This window comes from Sphingopyxis flava (assembly GCF_900168005.1).
Classification (GTDB): domain Bacteria; phylum Pseudomonadota; class Alphaproteobacteria; order Sphingomonadales; family Sphingomonadaceae; genus Sphingopyxis; species Sphingopyxis flava.
Map to the genome: position 1 here is coordinate 73034 of NZ_FUYP01000011.1, position 17909 is coordinate 90942.

Sequence of the window (17909 nt, forward strand, 5' to 3'; positions counted from 1 at the left end):
GGGTGAATTACCTGATCCGAGCTCCGAGCCCAGTCTGCACACGCCTCTGGACGGCGTAAGGGATCGCCTTCGTCAGGACAAAGTTGAGAAAAGGCTCGAGGGTAGGCCGATACGGCGCGGCGGGCGGACCACCCAGCCGATAGGCCAGTTCTTCATATCCCGCTGCGGCCACTGCAGCGGGAATTCCTCCTTTGGTGTAGGACTGGAGCATCGCCGGGGTGATTTTCTCGAGGGCCGCGACCTCAACCGAGCCAATGTGAATGCGAATGGCCTTGGGGTCCTGCCCTTCCTTTGCCACCGGCCGGTAACGGAGCCCCCCCAAGTTCGGGGCTACCGCCCCGCCAAAGCCAGGGCTCTTTCCTGAGCGTACGGACACCTTGATGGGGCCGAAGATCTCGGTCCACATTTCTCCCTTGCTGAGCATCGAGGCCATGTGGTGCGTCCACCCCTCGAACCAGCGGGTGTGCCCGAGATGCCGCTCCTTGCGGGCGAGATATTTCGGACTGCGCGGTTTCCAGACTATCCCCTGACTTGGGACGGTCCGGGGGCCTCCCTCCGTCATGGCCTGCAGCCCGCCCACGCTCATACCGCGCTCATGTCCAATGACAATTCGCCGATAACGCGCCGCGGCATTCGCAATCTCGGCCCGGACATCAAGGCCGACTCGTTTCTGGATGTCCCGGACCAGAATTTCGCGATACCCGTCGGCATATCCGAATGCGACGTTCTGGATGATCGTCGACGCAGCGGTGGCTGCCCAGCGCTTCGTTGTGCGCGCGGACGACCCCCCGGTAGCGAGGTTAAAGAATAACCTGAGCCGAATGTCAGCCATCGTTGGCGGTTCGCTTCAGTTCAATGGAGGCCGTCCGGTAATTGCGCAGCATCGTCTGTGCCATCGGGGCGATCTCAAAGTCGGTGACAACGAGTTGATTATCCTCGTCTCCCGTCTCGGGGTCGCGAAGCGGAACGCGCTGCTTCTCCCCGAACCAGGCGTGGATGCCGTCGAGGATTTCCGCCTCGCGGAGAAGGAGCGTGTCCTGATAGGACGATAGGGAGATCGAAAAGCGAACGATCCATAGACCACTGTTTTCGTGGAAGTTGAACCCATCGACCCCCAAGAGGATGTTCTTGGGCAGCTTGTCCTCTTCACCGCGGGCTTCCCAAACGTGATAGGTAATGCCGAAAGCACCAGAAGCGTTCAGCTCCTCGATCATGTCGGACACGTGGCGCACGAGCGACTTGTAGATGCGTGAAATAATCATGACTGAAGGAACCCGATGCGCAGGCCCAACTGGACGTCGGACCGGATGACTTCGTATTCGTCGAGCAGATCGTCCGACTTGACGTCCGCCCCTGTAATGAACCGTGCACGCTCGAACGAAGTGTTCATGCGCCGCTCGTTCTCCTCGCGGTCGGTCGGCTCAATGCCGACCCAGATCTGGCCGAGGTTCTCGATCGGGCCGTCAGTCTTCTGCTTGGTGACGGGGTCGGTGATCTTCGTCCGTCGGCGCCAGGTGACCAAATGTGTCGCACGGAAGAGCCGGTAGCTGTCCCACAGCACCCCCTGAGCGTGCTCCGCGGGGCCGTTATCGCCCACGATGTATGTCTCGCCCGCCTTCGTCCGAATGACCATCCCCAGTCGCACCGGAGAGGGGTGGCGGGTGCGGAGCACATGACGGGGCGAGACGAAGATATAGGAAGGCACCTGCGTCTGGTCGGTCTCACTGATGATCCCGCGCAGCGTCCCGCTACCCCCGACGAGGACCTGCAGATTCGTCAAAAAGCGGTCGGTGACCGAGGCGAGACTAACCACTGAAATCGTCCGAGATGGTGGCGAGTACGAAGAGAGGTCCGCCGCCGGCCCCCCCCGCCTCTGTCGGGTTCAAGAGGTCAGTCGCGCGCGCAACCTGCGCCTGCAGCTTGGCGCGCAGCTTATCCCAGTCGATCGACCCGCGCTGATACTCGTTCGTTCCGCTGCTCTCCATCTTGGCAATCCGAATCTGCAGCGTGTCGAGCACGGCGAGAGCCGCCAGCGCCTCAATGCCGTCGGCAATAAGGTGGGCTTCGGCAGTCTCGAGATTCTCGTAGGCCGTCACCGGGCCGAGGGATCCCATCTCCCAATAGGCGCCGATCAGATCGACCTCATCATCCGGCAAGTCCTGAGGCCCGACGCCCAGCTTCTCCCGCGCACCACGGGGGCTCACCGGAAAGGGCACACGCCCCTCAACGGTATATTCGACGCGGCCGGAGCGAATGTCCCCGCCGACCGTGTAGGTCCAGGCCAGCTCGCGGACGTTGCGAAGCGTCCCGGTCGAAAGCTGGTTATACGTTCCAGCAACCACAAGCACCGCCGAAACGGCGCCGTCTTCAGGGGTGATCGCCCCAGTGGCAACTTCCGTTCCGTCCAAACGATAGAGCGCCCACGAGATATCCCCGTCAGGCGCTCCGTCGTCGAACGTCACGAGCTGCGAAAAATCGAGCCCGGCGCGCATGATCTACCTTACTTCTTCGAGGCCGTCCCCGAGGTCGGACCGTTGGACTTGCCCTTGTCCTTATCGGCGACAGGCTCAGCCTCTTCCTTGGCCGCCTTCTTGTCGCTGACCTCTTCAAGCCGACCCTCACTAAGCGCGTGCTTGATATACTCCGTCAGGTGGACGGACTTCTCTTCGCCGGGCGAGATAGTTTGGCCGCCGAAGACATCGTGGACCAGAAACGAACCCGTGGTTTTCACCGTGATCTTCATCATAGCTCTCCGAATTGAGGGGGTCCGAAGACCCCCTCAGAATTAGGCCTGGTCGAGGTTCAGGACCGAGCGGGTGTCGCCGAAGACCAGGCGGTAGCCCTTGTTCTCGGTCTTCACGAACTTCACCTTCTGGTTCTCGATCGCCCGGGTCGATTCCTCGATATCCGAGCCGTTCTCGACCAGCTCTTCGAGCGTCTCGTTCTTGATGAAGCCAACCAGCTTCGCGGCCGGGGCCGTGGACGAGAGCGCGAAGTCGACGTTGAAGTCGAAGCGCGGGTTACGGATCGCAACGTCGACGCCCGCCTTGCGGAGGATGTCACCCTGCGACATGCCGGCATCTGCAGTCGGCTTCGCGAACATGCGCAGCCACTCGAGATACATGTCGTAGTTGCCGAGGACCGTGTCGACGGGAACGCCAGCCTTGGCGCGGCTCACGAGCCAAGCGAGGAAGATGTTCCAGTCGAGGCGACCGGTCTTGGGGACCGGCTGGCCGTCCGTGGGCATCGTCGCAGCAAGCGTGGTCGCATTGACCACGGGGGCCGCAGCGTTGACGCCGTCACCATTGATGAGCAGCCCAGTGGCGATCGCCACCTCGCCGATCTCGACTTCACGCTGCATGCGCGCGGCGTAGGGCGTCACGATGTCGAGGCTCGCCCGACGCTCGAATTCGTAGGTGAATTCGAAACCGCCACCGAACTTGTAGAACTTGACGCCCTTCTCAGTCGTGCGGATCGAGCGGATCGGAATGCGAGCGCCCTCGGCGATGACTCCGGTCTGCTGATACTCAGCAGCGTCATCATCGACCACGGTCGTGATCATCTCGTTGCCCGAGATACCGCGCGACTGCGCGATGATCGGAGCGATCGACTCGATGTTGTCCTGACGGTACTTCCACTGCAGGATCGCGTCGATCACGGGCGGGAACATCGCGCGGGTGCCGGGATAGGTCTGGAACGTATCCGCAGCGGCCTGCAGGAGGATGCCGTTGGCGTAGTCGTCACGGATCGGCAGGCCGAGGTGCGCGAGCGCAGCCTCGAAGCCATTCAGCTTCGAGCCCTTGTAATCGCCCTTTTCAGTGTCGATCGCGAGCGTCAGATAGTCAGGCAGACTGATCTTCAGCGACTTCGCCGCCTGCACGAGGTTCTGACCAGCGCGGATGCTGTCGGCCATGTTCTCGCTGAGAACGTCCGCGAGCAGGACTTCGGCCGGCTGGCGATTACGGGCCAGTTCGATGAGATTTGCGGGCTTCACTGTCGTGCTCCTTGTTAGAACTTTTCGACGATCACGAAGTCGGTGCCGACTTCGATCACGGTGTTGACGTTTTGGTCGGGGGTCTTGCTGGTGCCGTCCTCGAGCGCCTTGACCTCTCCGGCCCCGGCACCGACCACGGTGTCGCCGAGCCCAGGGACTTCGTTCCCGGCAAGGCCGTCCTTGACGGGAAGCTTAGTGCGGAACTTGCGCGAGACGGCGCCGACCAGGAGGCCGTTGCCGCGGTCCTCGAAGGTCTCGAGACGGCCGAAGACGGCGGCGTCATCAGTCGCCAGCTTCACCTTGCCGGCTGCGCTCGTGTCGAGCTCGACGGCCTTGCCCACGTCGGCGGCAGTCGTGCCCGCGGCCAGCGCGTAGGTGAAAACGAAATCCTCGAACGAGAACGTGTAGTTGACGACGCTGTTGGGGTTGTACGCCACGGGTCGGTCCTTCCTTCTTTAAAGCTTGCGATTGGTGTAGGCACTGGCGACAAGCTTCCGCTCGTCTTCGCCTTCACCGGTCTTGGTCGGGTTCGAGACGCCGCCCACGGGGAGGATCGCCGTCAGATCGGAGGTGTGCTCCTTGATCTGCTTCTCGAGATCGGCAACGGTCGACGGCAGGTCTTCGGCCTTGGGCGCTTCCTTGCCCGCGGCGACGAGAACCTTGCTCAGAACCGACTGCAGGAAGGTCACCGCCGCGGTGGCCTCGTCCGCCTTCGAGTCCGCCCGAGCCTTCTCGAGATCGGCCTGAGCCGTCTCAAGCTGCGCGGTCAGTTCCGTAACCTTGGTGTTGGCGGAATCACGTTCGCTGGTCAGCGTCGTGATCGTCGCGTCGGCTGCTTCCTTCGCGGCCTTCAGGATCTTCACGTCCGCCTTGGCTTCCGAGAGTTCCGTGACCAGCGCGGTTGGATCAAAATTGCTCACAGGGTCTTCTCCTCTGGACGCCTGGACAATCAGGCGATCCTTGAAATCTGCGTGCGCCGCGAGGCGCATCGACGATGCGGGCTGCAACTTAGAATCGGACTTGCCGATGATGCGCGGCTGATCGGCTGCACCGCGCGCAACCAGGCTGACCTCGATGAAGTCGGAAAGGCCGATGAGGTCGGCGTGAACGCCGTCTTCGCCAATGGTGTGGCCGTTGGCGCAGGTGCGGTCGAAGAAGTTGTCGTACTGGGCGCCAGGCCCGAGATAGTCCCAGCCGCACTCCGAGCAGAGGAACTGGGTCGGGAAGAACGACACCGAGACCTCGTCGAGCGAACCGGCATTGAGCTTGGCAATCAGGCGGCCCTCGGTCGGGTCCAGATAGAAGAGGACGCGAAGCTCGATGTCGTTGACACCGTTGAAGACCAGCTCGGCGTCAAAGACACGTCCCTTGGGCTCGCCGCTCAGCTGGTGGTCCGAGATCAGGGGCAGATGCCCGCCATTCTTGATGTGATCCGCCATCTGACGGAGCGTGACCGGAGCCACGACCGCGCGCTCGTGGAGCGTACCGTCCTTGCCCGTCAGCGGCTTCGTGTTGAGCGCGATGGCTTCAAAGACGGCAAAGTTGGTCGGATCGACATCCTGGCCGACCCGGTCCTTGATGAGCTGCGCGAGCTCGGGTGTCATCGGAAGCTGTTTCACTCCGCAGGCTATGCGGAGGCGACGACTCTCAAGTCACGAGAGGACGGGTGAACCTGCCTCAACCACCCTCGGCCCGCTTCATTTCCCGAATGCCGAGAATTTCGAGGCCGCTGTGAATGTAGAAATCCTGTTGACCGCCGGGGCGCACGATCACGACCTTGGCGCTTTTCGGGTAATCGGGCTCACCCTCCCGGAGCGTTACTTCAACCGGCCAACCTGCATGTGCGTCGATCGTTACTCTGGTGGTCATTTCTATTTCTCCACGTCATTTGATTTTGCGCTCTCGCTCCCTGGCGCCGTCAAACCTCGCCCGAGCGGGTCGTCGTTGGGCGAGACCCCTTCGGTGTCGATCGTTACATCGGCATCAGCAGGCTTCAGGAAATTGGTGCCAGACAACTGCGGAGCCCCGGCGGGGGCCGGGCGACCGAACACCTCGAGGTGATACTCGTCATCGGTGATCGTGCCGAGCGAAAGCTCATTGCGAAGGCGCGAGGCGCGCATAGTGAGTTGTGGCTCGAGCTCGAGCACCGGGCGAAGTTCAACGGGACGGTAGCGCACATGAACCCGGCTCTCGCTACCGGCGAGACGGATCGCGAGCGTCAGCGCCTTGGTGAAGAGCGAGCCGATCACGCGGTTCAGCGCGTCGGCATTCAGCGCGAACAGGCGCGCCTCGGTCGAGGCGACCTGCCCGTTGCTCGACTTGCCGACAACGGCGGGCATGACCTTCAGCGCCGCCTGGTTCTGGTTGTCGAGAATGTCGATGACGCGCTCGATCTGCAGACCCGCCGACGGGTTCTTGTCGTTGATGATCTCCGCCTTGATCGTGTCCGAGTGGACGAAGGCGTCGCGCGCGGTCAGCCCGGAGATCACACCGCGGATCGTGTCGAGCTCACGCGAGACGTAGTTCCGCATCTCATCCGGATTATCTCGGATGTTGGGCGGGACATTCCGCTCGATCACGTCTTGCAGGACGGTCACGTCCATCCGCGGATAGCCGACGATCCGCATGATCCGGTAGAGCTCATTAATCACCGCAGTGCGGGCGGTGATCGTGTTGATTGCAGATACGAAGGTCGAGAAGGTGTAGATGCTCGTCGGGTTCTGGTGGAACCGCGACGTGAAGAAGGTCGGGATGTTGAGATCAATCTCGGTGTTCGCGCCGGCAGGCTTCTGGATGGGGCGGTAGACGCCGGGCTTGGCCTCGCGCCACTCGAGGCTCACCGGATCGACAATCCGAAGCTCGGTCGGAATGTAGCTCTTGTCGAGCACGAGCTCAGCGGCAACCATGCCGCGGAGGAGCGTCATGTAACGCAGTTCGTCAGCGATCGACGATAGCGTCGGCTTGTCGCTGTAGCCGACGGTGTAATCGTTCACTGTGGTCAGGTTCTCAAGGACACGGCGCGCCAGCTTGGTGCCTTCGATGTCAATCTCGCCATCGGGGTTGTAGGCGGTGATTACCGGCTCGGCCGAGCCCGCGATCGTCAGATAGGAATGGATCGCCGACGACACGTCCGGGTCGTGGTTGACCATCGTATTGAGAAGCGAACGACTGTCGTTCGCGATGCGGCTGTTGAGCAGGTCATCGAGATGCTGCTGGTAACCCGGAACCGCGATCTTTTCGTCACGGGGGTTGAAGGTCGGCGTGTAGCCCTTGCCGCCTTTGACGCCCTTCCCCTTGGGGAGGAGAATTTGTGCAATGCTGTCGGAGAGTGCCATTGATTAACCCAGTCTCGAAAGTCGCTCGGCGCCCTTGCCGAGGAGATTGTCGTTCGCTCCGCCCCCAACCGCTGCTGATCCACATGCGATGGAATGACGGATCACATCCTTGTTCTGGGCGTAGGCGTGCTCATTCACGCGCCGAGCCAGCAGGTTGAGCGCGATCGAGTGGAAATAGTGGTCGGTCCCGCTCGGTGATTTTAACCATGTCGCCGAATAGTCCGGTTCCTCTTTGCGCACGTTATCGGTCAGGTGCGTGATCAAAGTCTCCCGCTGATCGCCATAACCAGTGAGCACCAGCCCGCGATGTCCGACCAGCGACTGCACGCGGTCGAGGATGTAGGTGCGATTTGCCGAGTAGTGCGTGATGTGCCCAAGCTCGTCCCTCACCGGGGCGAGCGCCGCGGTGCCGCGGTACTGCACCGGCATCACGAGATCGCTAGTCACGGTGCGAAGCGCGTCCGCGTTCGGCTCGAACGGGAAGCGGTCAACACACCCCTGCACGATGTTGTAGATCTTACGCAGATCGCGAACGCGGTCCTCAAGCGCCCCGATGGGGACAACCTCGAAGTAGAAAAACACGGGATTGCCGTCGTCATCGTCGAACGAGAGGGTCAGGTGACAGACGAAGCCGACGTCAACGCCAATGTAGACGCGCCGCGATGTCGGAACCTCGGGCACGCGCGGCCCCTGCATGCATGCCTCGATGTCCCCCCGCTGCAGCTGGGCATTCGCGTCGGTGTAGGCTTCGCCGATCACGGTGTTGTACCAGCCGCGCAGGAAACCGAGCGACTGGTAGTGCACGAGCTGCTGAAAGACGTAGGCGGGATCGAGACGGCTCGTTGAGAAGGGCCGGATCTGGTAGCCACGCACAAGCGTGCGGCTCGGATATTTCGCCACCCACTCCCGCAGGTCCGCATTGGCAAGATCGAGACGCGCCGAACACTTGGCGCAGCGCACGTAGGCGTCCTGGGTGTTGAGGGTCGCGATCTGCGCCGCAGTCAGATCGGCGAAGTCCGAGACGTCGAACCTGAAATCGGGGATGTAGACGAACGCCGGCGTGAAGAGCGGGATCTGGTGGTGGTTGCACGCCTCGCACTTGATCACATACTCACGCTGATCGGAGAGCTGGAAACCGCGGTCGATCCCGAACCCTTTGAACGAGGGGGTCGAGAAGCGCTGCGTCATCTTCATTTCGGAGTTCTGCAGACGCGACTGGTAGAGCGCGATCATGTCCTCGGGGCTGAGGTCGAGCTCGTCGTGCATGAGGAAGTCGGCCGAGATCGAGGTTGCCTCGCCCTCGGTGCAGCCCGTGATGTAGCCGAAGCTGTCACGGATCTGGATCATGCTCGAGCTTCGAACAGGGGCTGTTCCGGTCGGCGGATTGAAGATCGCGTCGGCATCGAGCACCGGCTTGATACGACCGGAGTAGATTTTCCGGTACATCTTCTCCGATGGGAGGGTGAAGATACCCGAGATGCCGGTGTGCCGCGTCAGCATCGCCAGGAACTTACGGATCTGCACCTCGGTAAGGCCTATCTGGCTGATTTTCTTAACATAAAGATTGGGGTGCATGTCGTCCGCAATTGCTTGCTGGAACGGGTAGTGCCTGTAGCTGAACGGCCGCCGCTTGATCGTGGTGTTGGCCGCGATCCAGTCGCCCATGCTCATCGAGCCACTGCCGTGGCCGTATCGCTGGCGGACGTTGTTGTAGAGCTCCGTGAACACGGCGAGAGGGGGACTAGCGGGGCGCTTCGAAGTCCATACGAGGGGGTGAATTAGAGCGAGGCGGCAGGAAGTCGCACAGCGACTTCAGGAAAACAGATTGCGGGCCGAGTCGATGAGACTCAGGTGGGGCGCATGACAAACATCGCCTTCCCTACTCTCCGCATCGGGGTGCTTCGAGCGCTCCAGACCCTCAAACAACATTATCTGGCCGATCCCGAGATCTTTGACCGCCAGGACTGCCCTTACGACATCGACGTTCGGGACGTCCTCAAGGAAATCCTGACCGTCGAGGAAAAGATCGTCGAAAAGGTGGTCGAGAAGCGCGTGGTCAATGACAGCGGTGCCGGGAGCCGGAAGAAGGCACCGGGGCTGAACGAGGAGGATCAGGAAAAGATCGCCACCGAGCTCGCCGATCTCCTCGAGCAGCTCAAGGACATGGAAGAGGGCGAAGGCCAGCAAGGCCTCGATCAGACCGCCCGCCTCGCCGTCTTCAAGCTCAAGACCACCATCATCGAGAAGATCATCAATCTCCGCGAGCGCGTGCTCAACATCAAGCGCATCGCGCATTTCGAGGCTGTCGTCATCTCGGTCCTCGACGATCTGGTCAAGGAGGAAGACCGTGAAGTGTTCCTCGACCGCATCGCGCCATACCGAGAAGATGCCGCATGAGCGAAATCGAAAAAGTTGCAGTCTCAAATAATGCGCTGAGCTTTGAGCAGGCCGACACGCTGCTTCGCTACGATCCTGAAACTGGACTGTTTCATTGGAAGGTATCACGAGGAGGAACCGCTAGGGCAGGAGCCTTGGCAGGCAGCGATCACGGAGACGGTTACTGGGCCATAAAAGTGTGCGGGCGTATGTACAAAGCCCACCGCCTCGCTCATTTGCTGATGACCGGCAAATGGCCGCCAAGTGAAATTGATCACAAAAACCGGAACCGCAGCGACAACCGCTGGTCAAATCTGCGACCCTGTTCTCGCTCGGACAACATGTTTAATCAGGGGCTCAGTTCGCTCAACACTTCAGGCTACCGAGGGGTCTCACTTCACCACGGGACTGGTAAGTGGCGTGCCCAGATTAAGCACCGAGGACGGAAGATTCATCTCGGCGTCTTCGAGACTCCAGAGTCGGCTGCCGCCGTTTATGCTGCGGCAGCGAATGACCTATTTCCCACATTTTCACAGGACTGAGCATGAGCATCTTTGGTGATTTTGCGCCCCGCTACTGGAGCGCCGGGCTCCCCGTTATTCCGCTCAAGAAGTGGAATGCCTTCGGCAAGGGAGCCGGCAAGGCCCCGATCCTCAACGAGTGGCAGAGCTACGCCGCGGTCATGCCGTCGGTGTCGATGCAGCAGCTCTGGCTCGAGAGCTACCCCGACCACAACATCGGCCTCCCCTTCGGCCCGGCCTCCGGCCTGTGCGCCATCGACATTGACACGGAGGACGAGGAGCTCGTTCAGGTCATCCTCGACACGCTGCCGCAGTCTCCGTGGAAACGTGTCGGCAAGAAAGGCATGGGTCTCGTCTACCGCTGGAAGGGGCAACGAAATTTTAAGCTTCGCGACAGCGAAAACAAGTCGATCGTCGAGTTCCTCGGCCAAGGCAACCAGATGGTCCTGCCGCCGTCGATCCACCCCGACACCGGAAAGCCCTACGAGGCCAACTGCGACCTGTGGGACGTCCTCGATCAGATCCCGGCGATCGACGAAGACATCGAGCAGGACCTGCGCGACGCGCTCGGCGACGTGCTCAAGTCCCGCGGCGGCGGCATCACGCTGGCGCAGGGCGTCCGCTCCCGCCCGCTCGACGTAATCCCGCAGGGCGAGCGCGATATCCAGATGGTCCGCCACGCTGGGTATCTTGCCCGCGTCGTGCTCGGGATCGACCGGACGACCAAGTACGGCTTGGCCGAGGCGATCGAGCACATGACGACGTGGGTGCTCGACTTCACGGCGAGCGCGGCTGGCGACGACATGGACCCCGGCAAGGGCGTTGCGAAGCTGCTCGAGTTTCTCCTGAAGGACGTCGAGGGCGGACGCACGCTTCCCGACGGGTGGGACGTGGGCCTCTCCGACGAGCAGCGCGACTGGGCCGTCATCAAGGCACTCATCGAGAAGAACCAGGTTCAGCGCTGGACCCTCACCAAGGCGCGCGACTGGATCGACGCCCGCGCGGCCGAGGACCCCGAGGACACCGACCGGCTCGTTTCGAAGATCGGGGAACTGTTCCTCGAGGTCGGCAAGGACGACAATTTCGGCTCGCTCGAGAGCGACGGGCTCATCAACTACGTCAAGAGCCGCTTCGGCAAGGAGACTGGGATCGGCAAGCCCGCGCTCGCCCGGATGCTGAAAGAGGCCCGGCAGGAGTCGAGCGGCGACGGCGAAATGGCCGCCGACCACGAGAGCATCGCGCGCGAGGTGATCGAGGAAATGAGCCGCGGTGGTGAGCTTCGCTTCTCGCAGGGCTGCTTCTGGCAGTGGGGCGGGTCCTGCTTCGGACAGGTCGATCACGAGGACGTCTACGTGGCGGTTGCGACGGGGGTGAAGGGAAATATCCTGTCCCGGCGCCACAACGACTATGAGGCGATCGTCAAAACGATCTCGCGGCTGTGTCGCTCCGAGCTCATCGAGGAATATGAGATCGGGATCAACTTCGCGAACGGCTTCCTCGACAGCGGCGGCGTGCTCCACGACCACTCGCCGAAGTACGGCAAGACCTTCACCATGCCGTTCAACTACGTGCCCGAACGCGCGGGTGAGGCCCACAAGTGGCTCGCCTATCTCGAGAGCGCATGGGGCGACGACGAGGACTATGCCGAGAAGGTGATGGCGCTTCAGGAAGCGTTTGCCGCCACGATGTTCGGGATCGCTCCGCGGTTTCAGCGCGCCTTCCTGCTCTACGGGAAGGCGAAGACCGGAAAGTCACAGGCCCTTGAGGTGCTGCAGGCGATGATGCCTCCAAAGGCGATCTGCGCCCTGTCTCCGGAGCGCTGGGGCCAGCGGTTCCAACTCTCCGGGATGGTCGGCCGCACGTTGAACGTGTGCGGGGAGCTTCCCGAGGAGACGGTCATCGACGGCAAGGCGTTCAAGGAAGTGGTCGAAGGCGCAACCCAGAGCACCGAGTTCAAGGGCCGCGACGGTTTCACCTTCGCTCCCATCGCGGCACACTGGTTCGCCTCCAACCATCTGCCGCGATCGCGCGACACGTCGATGGGCTTCGTCCGCCGCTGGCAGATATTCGACTTCGAGAAGGTCGTGCCGGCGGAAGAGCGCATTCCCGACTATCATGAGGTGCTCGTGGCCGAGGAGCGGGAGGCGATCGCGGCATGGGCGGTGCAGGGTCTGGCGCGCCTGCTCCGGCAGAACGACTATACCCAGCCCAAGAGCCACCTAGCGCGGCTCGACCAGATCCAGCGCGCGAACAACAGCGTCGCCGCGTGGCTCCAGTCGAACGACAAGGTGCGCCCGACCGAGAGCATGGAGGATGCAGCGGACGCGCGCGAGTGCTTCGACCAGTATGTCTTCTACATGCGGGAGGTTTCCCGGGGCTTCAACGTCACTTTCGAGCGATTTCTGCAGATGATGGAGGAGCTGGGCTACCCGCAGGTCCCGTACGAGGACAAGGCCGGGGTCAAGCGGGCGATGTTCCGAAAAGTCCGGATCAAGGCACTCGGCGAAGTCTAGAGACAGTCACGCGCCTTCTTTTCGAGGCGGGTATTGCGAAGGAGGACGGTCACGCCGTCCTCCTTTTTTATGATCTCCACCACATCGCCGGTCTGCCAAACAATCAGGCCGCGGTTCGGCGTCTCGGGCGGCCGGTACGCCGTGGCGAGCGGCGCGTAATCGATCAGCAGGAGGCACCGCTCCACGACGTGGATAGGTTTGGCTGACGAGAGCGCTACGACCGGCGCTCGCGCGAGCTCCTGGCTGAGATTTCGGGCCTGCGCCGGCACGGAGCTGAGGATCAGGGCGGTGGCTAGGACGAGATAGTTGCGCATGTCGTGAAGGATGCCCTCGACGTAATAATATTACAAGCGGAAATTTTCAAAATTTCCCGGGGAGAGAGAAGGGATAATGGCCCCCTCACGACTAAAAAATGACGTAAAATCAGCGTGTTACCCTTCATGCAACTTAGGAGCGAACGCCTGGGCGAAGTCTGTATCAAGGGGGTGGGCCGGGGGCCGGTCCTTGCGAAGTGCGCTTCGCCGGATGCTGCCCTATGCCCCCCGTCTATCTGCCGCCCCTCTCCGGGGCAGGGAGACGTGCGTTCAAATTCCGGGGAGAAATTTGGGTATTTACCCAAAATTTTGAAGGGAAATTGGTTATGTTTACTTTTGACGCGGTCGCCCTCGGTGCGGACATTCGCAAGCTTCGCGAGAACGGCGTTGCTGTTGCGAACAAGAGCGATGACGTGGCGCGCATGGCGCTTGGTGGCCTCAAGGCTGGCAACGTGACGCAATCCGCGCTCACGGTTACCGTTCTCGCGGCGCATGGCAATCCCAAGACCCCCAAGGGCAAGGCGGTTGATAGCATTAATGGCCTTCGCTATGCCAAGGGCGGCGAAGCGGCGCGCAATTGCTTCAAGGCAATCTTTGAGATTGACGACAATTTCAAGGCCTATGGCGAGAGCGTTCCGGCCATCGGCGAGGCCATTGACGCCTTTGTGACCAAGGCGGAAGGCGCGGCCAAGGGGGTTTACGCCCTTCGCGATAGCATCCGGGCGCTGGTCAAGGCGAAGCTTCAGGCGGATGACCCCGCTAGCGCTGAGGCCGAAAAAGAGGCTGAGGCCGAAAAAGAGGCTGAGGGCAAAGCGCCGGCCCTCTCTCCGGTGGAGCACGCAAAGGGCGTTCTCGCCAGCGTTGCCGACTATATCGGCAAGCTTCCCGCCGACGTTCTGGCGGGCGTGCAAGGCGAGCTGGTCGCGGTAATGGCCGCGATTGAAACGGCAAGCGCCAGCCTTGCCCCGGTGGAGCACAAAGAGGCCGCATAAAAGGCTGTCCCGCCCCCCTGCCCGGTTTTGGGTAATTACCCAAAACCGGGCCTTTTTCCCCGCCACGAAAAGGGCAACGCCATGTCGCAAATTCTTGACGACCTCGTGCGCGCGCAGCGCGTCCGCACCAACGCCGAGCAGCTCGCGCGCTGGACCGATCCGACCCCTGACGGGCTCGAAGCAAGCCCGGGGTATATTCCGGGTTTTCGGGCGGCCCGAAACCGGCGACTTCCACGGCCCGAATTCCGCGAGATCAACCGCAAGATCCCGGTCGAGCAGCTGCGCCAGTCGATTGTCGAGGAACGCAAGGTCTTGCGCGCCATGCTTGAGGGCGCGGGCGTTGAAAGCCGCACCTACAAGCCCGACCCCTCGCTCCGCCCGAACAAGCCCTTTACCGCCATTTTCAAGCACAATGATGAATTGCGCCTGGACGCGACCCAGGAAGAGCGCGAGCGCCGCGCGCAGCAGCACGAAAACTGGGTAATTACCCAAAAAGCCGAGAATGCCCGCCTTGCCGCGCTCAAGTTCGAGCGCATGGCCAACGCCTATCACAAGGCGATGAACCCGGACGACTAAGTCCCTGACAATCTGAAACAAATCACCCCGGAGCGGCACCGCTTTCCGGGGTGATTTGTCGTGCGCGTCGCGCACGCATTCACAAGTCGCTGTGCGACTTCCCATCGAAGGAGAGACGAATCATGCCTGTTTGGAACATTCTTCAACTCGACCTCGGAGCGCTCCCTGAAACCCGGCGCTTCGCGGCTCAGGGTTTCACCATCCTTCCGGCCGCGTGCCGTGACGGGGTCGTCGGTCTTTTGAACGCGGCGACCGGTCAGCAGCTGCGCGTCCGCCTTTCCAATGGGGAGATCCGTAATGTCTGATTTTGAGCTTGATATCGACTTCGCCGACGTCGTCGACGAGCCCGTAGACCTCGGCGAGACCAACTCGGAGGTTTTTGAGCGGCATCTTCGCTCGTTCAACGACCCCAGCCCGCGCTTTGCGCAGTCCCGCCTCGCCGAGGAAGCCGCCCTCTTCCAGGCCAATCTCATGGTCCGGGCCGGCCGCCAGGGCAAATATGAGGAAGCCGCGCGCATCTATGACCGCTTCGTCGCGACTTTCGAGCGCACCCGCCACCCCGACCTCAGCCTCAAGCGCGTCGTCAAGCGCCTCGGCCGGGACAAGGCACGTCTCGTGGGCGTGGACGAGCGCGTGATCGAGGACGCCATCCGTAATTGGAAGAGGTACGCGCTGTGATGCGCGTCCTGGGCCTCCTCGTGGTCGTGCTGGGGGTCGTCGTCGTGGCGGCCCCCATGCCTCTCGACGATCTTCTCGCAGCGTTCCTGCGCCTTCTCGGGGTCGTGGCGGTGCTCCTGGGCGTCTGGATCTTCACGACGCCCAACGCTGAGCCCCGCGACAAGTTCGAGGACTATGTCTTCGACCACGTCGACGCCGTGCGCGACCTCTTCGACGACGCGCGGGACCGGCTCATGCGCGACGACGTCGCCAACATCGACGACCGGGTCTGCCGCCACGCCGAGGTCATTTTAGGGAGCAAATACTATGCTTAGTTCACGCCAACGCATCGACGAGGAGAGGACTATCCCGCTCGAGCGCTACGCCGAGGACGGTTTTGCCAGCCGCTACGACTACCTCCTCGACCTCGCCGACTGCTACGACCACGACATGGTCTTCATGCTGGCGGACCTCCTCGGCCCCGAGGAGGACTTCGACGGGCTGATCACGATGCTTGAGGATCAGTTCCTGTGAGCGACGCCGGCTCCGTCTCATCACCGACGACGCCAGGGCGTGGTGCGCCCGCCACCTCCCGGACGACGCCCCGATGTGGGGCAATTCCTACGCCGTCGAGCCGCGCTTCGTCGAGGATATTCTCGTCGGCATCCATGAGGAAGGATTGAGTTATGCGTGATAGTCCCTGGATCATTGTGGGCCTGCTCTGCTGGCCCCTCGCGCTCCTGCTCCACCTCTCCAACGACGACGACCACGACAAGGCCGAGGTCGTGGCGGAACCGCTCTACCAGTTCGAGGTCATCGACCGCGGCGACGTCTACGTCGTCGACTATGGCCTGACGCTGGAGGATTGCCAGAAGCTGAAGGGTGGATACTGCCGTGCTGTTCGATATGGATATCCTGTCCGGTAACCAGGCCAGCCCCAAATTCCAGAGCGTCCTCTATCGGCGGAGGCTCGAGCGCGTCAATCCGTTCTGGGTCTACGAGTTCGGTGTGCTTTGCCAGACACCGGGCTTCCGCCCGCGAGACCTCATGATCCTGATGCCGGGGCTACGCCGCGACCAGATCGAGCGCGGCTTACGGGAAGTGGTCGTGCGCGAGGAGGACATCAGAAGGAATGTTGCCAGCGTGACCGAGGAAGATGCCGTGAAGTTCATGCAGCTGGGCGCGTTGCCGAGCTATTCGGTCGCACTTGTGCGATCTGGGGCCACTGTTCATGGCGTCGATGCGCGGGTGCTTAGGCGAGCGAAACGGTCAGGAAGGCTGCTTTTCAAGGGCAAACATTAACAATCGGGGCGGTTCGATTGCTCTATGGAGAGTTTGTTTTGTGCTAGTCGCTGTGCGACTTGTTGGTGAGAGTGCCTATTTTTTAGGCAGTGCCTAAAAAATAGGCACTGGGGGGCGAGTAAGGAATTTTTGGATATTTCCATATCCTATCTAATATATTCCTATTCTCTACATTTGGTCTCTCTCTCTCTCTCTCTCTAAAAATATTTTTATATATAAGGGATGTTAATATCCTAATAGAAGTCGCACAGCGACTAGCACAAAACAAACTCTCTATAGAGTTATTGAACACCCCCGATTGTTAATATCCGAGTCAAGTCGCACAGCGACTTCTCCGTTCGCCCACGACAACGGCGACGACCAGCGCCACAACCTGGGCCATGACGACCTACCCCTTCAAAGAGCTCACCACTCCCGGTGACAGCTTCCCCTTCCCGCCCGAGAAATACGCCTCGGTCCGCAGCGCTGCCAGCCAGTACGCCAAGCGCCACGGCGTCCGCCTGAAGATCCACCAGGGCCGGGTCTACCTGCGTCACCCGCAGGAAGTCGTTGCCCCCGCCCCTCAGGCGACCCCCCTGCCACCGTTCAGCCTCCACGACACCCTCGACGAGACCCTCCGCTCCCTCACCCGCCCCGGCGACGCCATTTCGATCCACTGCCCCCACTACCCCACCATGTGGCGGCGCCTCACCCGCGCCTGCCAGCGCCTTCTCCCGAACCGCCACTTCAACTTCCGCAAAGTCCGCGGGGAGCCGGTCATCGTCATCACAAGGACCGCCTGATGCGCCTCGAGATCATCATTGAGCCCGACGACCGCCCGGTCCTTCGCCTGTTGCTGAAGAAGCTCCAGCCCGGAGACCAACTCATCCTCAAGACCCTCCCCGGTCACGGTGTCGTCAAACCCCGAAACCGCCTCAGCCGGGCGCTCCAACGCTCGCATCAAAAATTCAACGTCACCGTCGACCGCGAGATCGGCCGGATCATCTGTGAAAGGACCTCATGATGCCCACCCGAACCATCACCACCAAGTTCTGGACCATCCGCCAGAACAATAGCGGCGGCTACTTCGACGAAGACGCCTCCAGGGGTATCGGTCTCGCGCTTTGTGTCGAAGCCCTTGACCGCGACGATGCCGTGCGCCGGCTCGACGCCATCATCCAGGGCTACGACGACAGCGGCTCCTGTCCATGCTGCGGCCCTCGCTGGGACACCTACCTCTTCGAGGAAGGCACCGAAGAGCCCGAGACCCCTTACGGCGGCCGCCCCCTCGACTACGGCTACGTCCATTACATCGACGGGCGCATCGAAGCCCGCAACGAAGGAGCCTGA

26 protein-coding genes are annotated in these 17909 nt (G+C 61.7%); 14 read left to right on the forward strand and 12 right to left on the reverse strand.

Features of this window, described 5'->3' with window-relative positions:
• Positions 1-7: 7 nt before the first annotated feature.
• The 11 genes from B5X69_RS10615 to B5X69_RS10665 form a co-directional block, all read right to left on the reverse strand.
• A complete protein-coding gene (locus tag B5X69_RS10615; RefSeq protein ID WP_079638674.1) occupies positions 8-832 on the reverse strand; it encodes a hypothetical protein in 825 nt (274 codons plus the stop codon).
• Entirely contained in the window at positions 825-1262 is a 438-nt protein-coding gene (locus tag B5X69_RS10620; RefSeq protein WP_079638675.1) for a hypothetical protein, read from the reverse strand. Before B5X69_RS10620 ends, B5X69_RS10615 begins: the two co-directional genes overlap by 8 nt.
• Positions 1259-1813 carry a hypothetical protein gene (locus B5X69_RS10625; protein ID WP_079638676.1) on the reverse strand — a complete coding sequence of 185 codons (555 nt, stop codon included), beginning with the start codon at positions 1811-1813 and terminating at the stop codon, positions 1259-1261. The genes B5X69_RS10620 and B5X69_RS10625 overlap by 4 nt, the downstream gene beginning before the upstream one ends.
• On the reverse strand, positions 1806-2492 hold the full coding sequence (locus tag B5X69_RS10630; protein WP_079638677.1) for a hypothetical protein: 687 nt from the start codon (positions 2490-2492) through the stop codon (positions 1806-1808). Before B5X69_RS10630 ends, B5X69_RS10625 begins: the two co-directional genes overlap by 8 nt.
• An 8-nt stretch (positions 2493-2500) precedes the next feature.
• Entirely contained in the window at positions 2501-2743 is a 243-nt protein-coding gene (locus B5X69_RS10635) for a hypothetical protein (protein WP_139375745.1), read from the reverse strand.
• 42 nt (positions 2744-2785) lie between these two features.
• Positions 2786-3994 (reverse strand): phage major capsid protein, encoded by a 1209-nt coding sequence (locus B5X69_RS10640; protein WP_079638679.1) that lies wholly within the window; start codon positions 3992-3994, stop codon positions 2786-2788.
• Positions 3995-4008: 14 nt separating this feature from the next.
• Positions 4009-4431 carry a hypothetical protein gene (locus B5X69_RS10645; RefSeq protein ID WP_079638680.1) on the reverse strand — a complete coding sequence of 141 codons (423 nt, stop codon included), beginning with the start codon at positions 4429-4431 and terminating at the stop codon, positions 4009-4011.
• Positions 4432-4449: 18 nt separating this feature from the next.
• Positions 4450-5598, reverse strand: a complete 1149-nt coding sequence (locus B5X69_RS10650; RefSeq protein WP_079638681.1) for a hypothetical protein — start codon at positions 5596-5598, stop codon at positions 4450-4452.
• Positions 5599-5671: 73 nt separating this feature from the next.
• Positions 5672-5863 carry a hypothetical protein gene (locus tag B5X69_RS10655; RefSeq protein ID WP_079638682.1) on the reverse strand — a complete coding sequence of 64 codons (192 nt, stop codon included), beginning with the start codon at positions 5861-5863 and terminating at the stop codon, positions 5672-5674.
• A gap of 2 nt (positions 5864-5865) precedes the next feature.
• Complete coding sequence (locus B5X69_RS10660) at positions 5866-7329, reverse strand: hypothetical protein (RefSeq protein ID WP_079638683.1); 1464 nt, start codon at positions 7327-7329, stop codon at positions 5866-5868.
• 3 nt (positions 7330-7332) lie between these two features.
• Positions 7333-9000: a phage terminase large subunit family protein gene (locus tag B5X69_RS10665; protein WP_139375746.1), complete on the reverse strand. Its 1668-nt coding sequence runs from the start codon at positions 8998-9000 to the stop codon at positions 7333-7335.
• 189 nt (positions 9001-9189) lie between these two features.
• Here B5X69_RS10665 and B5X69_RS10670 point away from each other — a divergent pair, with 189 nt between their 5' ends.
• The 3 genes from B5X69_RS10670 to B5X69_RS10680 are packed head-to-tail and all read left to right on the forward strand — an operon-like array spanning position 9190 to position 12739.
• Positions 9190-9726, forward strand: a complete 537-nt coding sequence (locus B5X69_RS10670) for a hypothetical protein (RefSeq protein WP_079638685.1) — start codon at positions 9190-9192, stop codon at positions 9724-9726.
• Positions 9723-10247 (forward strand): HNH endonuclease, encoded by a 525-nt coding sequence (locus B5X69_RS10675; RefSeq protein ID WP_079638686.1) that lies wholly within the window; start codon positions 9723-9725, stop codon positions 10245-10247. Before B5X69_RS10670 ends, B5X69_RS10675 begins: the two co-directional genes overlap by 4 nt.
• 2 nt (positions 10248-10249) lie before the next feature.
• Positions 10250-12739 carry a phage/plasmid primase, P4 family gene (locus B5X69_RS10680; protein ID WP_079638687.1) on the forward strand — a complete coding sequence of 830 codons (2490 nt, stop codon included), beginning with the start codon at positions 10250-10252 and terminating at the stop codon, positions 12737-12739.
• On the opposite strand, the gene B5X69_RS10685 is transcribed toward B5X69_RS10680, so the two are convergent.
• The gene (locus tag B5X69_RS10685; RefSeq protein ID WP_079638688.1) at positions 12736-13053 is read right to left on the reverse strand and encodes a hypothetical protein; all 318 of its coding nucleotides are present in this window, start codon (positions 13051-13053) and stop codon (positions 12736-12738) included. The genes B5X69_RS10680 and B5X69_RS10685 overlap by 4 nt on opposite strands.
• A 326-nt stretch (positions 13054-13379) precedes the next feature.
• Here B5X69_RS10685 and B5X69_RS10690 point away from each other — a divergent pair, with 326 nt between their 5' ends.
• The 11 genes from B5X69_RS10690 to B5X69_RS10740 all read left to right on the forward strand — a co-directional run bounded on the left by B5X69_RS10690 (position 13380) and on the right by B5X69_RS10740 (position 17909).
• Positions 13380-14045 (forward strand): hypothetical protein, encoded by a 666-nt coding sequence (locus tag B5X69_RS10690; RefSeq protein WP_079638689.1) that lies wholly within the window; start codon positions 13380-13382, stop codon positions 14043-14045.
• A gap of 81 nt (positions 14046-14126) precedes the next feature.
• Positions 14127-14621 carry a hypothetical protein gene (locus tag B5X69_RS10695; protein WP_079638690.1) on the forward strand — a complete coding sequence of 165 codons (495 nt, stop codon included), beginning with the start codon at positions 14127-14129 and terminating at the stop codon, positions 14619-14621.
• Between the two features lie 122 nt (positions 14622-14743).
• Positions 14744-14926: a hypothetical protein gene (locus B5X69_RS10700; RefSeq protein ID WP_079638691.1), complete on the forward strand. Its 183-nt coding sequence runs from the start codon at positions 14744-14746 to the stop codon at positions 14924-14926.
• Positions 14919-15299, forward strand: coding sequence for a hypothetical protein (locus tag B5X69_RS10705; RefSeq protein WP_079638692.1), 381 nt, complete (start codon positions 14919-14921; stop codon positions 15297-15299). Before B5X69_RS10700 ends, B5X69_RS10705 begins: the two co-directional genes overlap by 8 nt.
• The gene (locus tag B5X69_RS10710; protein ID WP_079638693.1) at positions 15299-15613 is read left to right on the forward strand and encodes a hypothetical protein; all 315 of its coding nucleotides are present in this window, start codon (positions 15299-15301) and stop codon (positions 15611-15613) included. The genes B5X69_RS10705 and B5X69_RS10710 overlap by 1 nt, the downstream gene beginning before the upstream one ends.
• Positions 15606-15812, forward strand: a complete 207-nt coding sequence (locus tag B5X69_RS10715) for a hypothetical protein (RefSeq protein WP_079638694.1) — start codon at positions 15606-15608, stop codon at positions 15810-15812. The genes B5X69_RS10710 and B5X69_RS10715 overlap by 8 nt, the downstream gene beginning before the upstream one ends.
• Positions 15813-15964: 152 nt before the next feature.
• Positions 15965-16204 (forward strand): hypothetical protein, encoded by a 240-nt coding sequence (locus B5X69_RS10720; RefSeq protein ID WP_079638695.1) that lies wholly within the window; start codon positions 15965-15967, stop codon positions 16202-16204.
• Complete coding sequence (locus tag B5X69_RS10725) at positions 16173-16580, forward strand: hypothetical protein (RefSeq protein WP_139375747.1); 408 nt, start codon at positions 16173-16175, stop codon at positions 16578-16580. The genes B5X69_RS10720 and B5X69_RS10725 overlap by 32 nt, the downstream gene beginning before the upstream one ends.
• Positions 16581-16960: 380 nt before the next feature.
• Positions 16961-17362, forward strand: a complete 402-nt coding sequence (locus B5X69_RS10730) for a hypothetical protein (protein ID WP_079638697.1) — start codon at positions 16961-16963, stop codon at positions 17360-17362.
• Entirely contained in the window at positions 17362-17583 is a 222-nt protein-coding gene (locus tag B5X69_RS10735; protein WP_079638698.1) for a hypothetical protein, read from the forward strand. The genes B5X69_RS10730 and B5X69_RS10735 overlap by 1 nt, the downstream gene beginning before the upstream one ends.
• Positions 17583-17909, forward strand: coding sequence for a DUF7296 family protein (locus B5X69_RS10740; protein WP_139375748.1), 327 nt, complete (start codon positions 17583-17585; stop codon positions 17907-17909). The genes B5X69_RS10735 and B5X69_RS10740 overlap by 1 nt, the downstream gene beginning before the upstream one ends.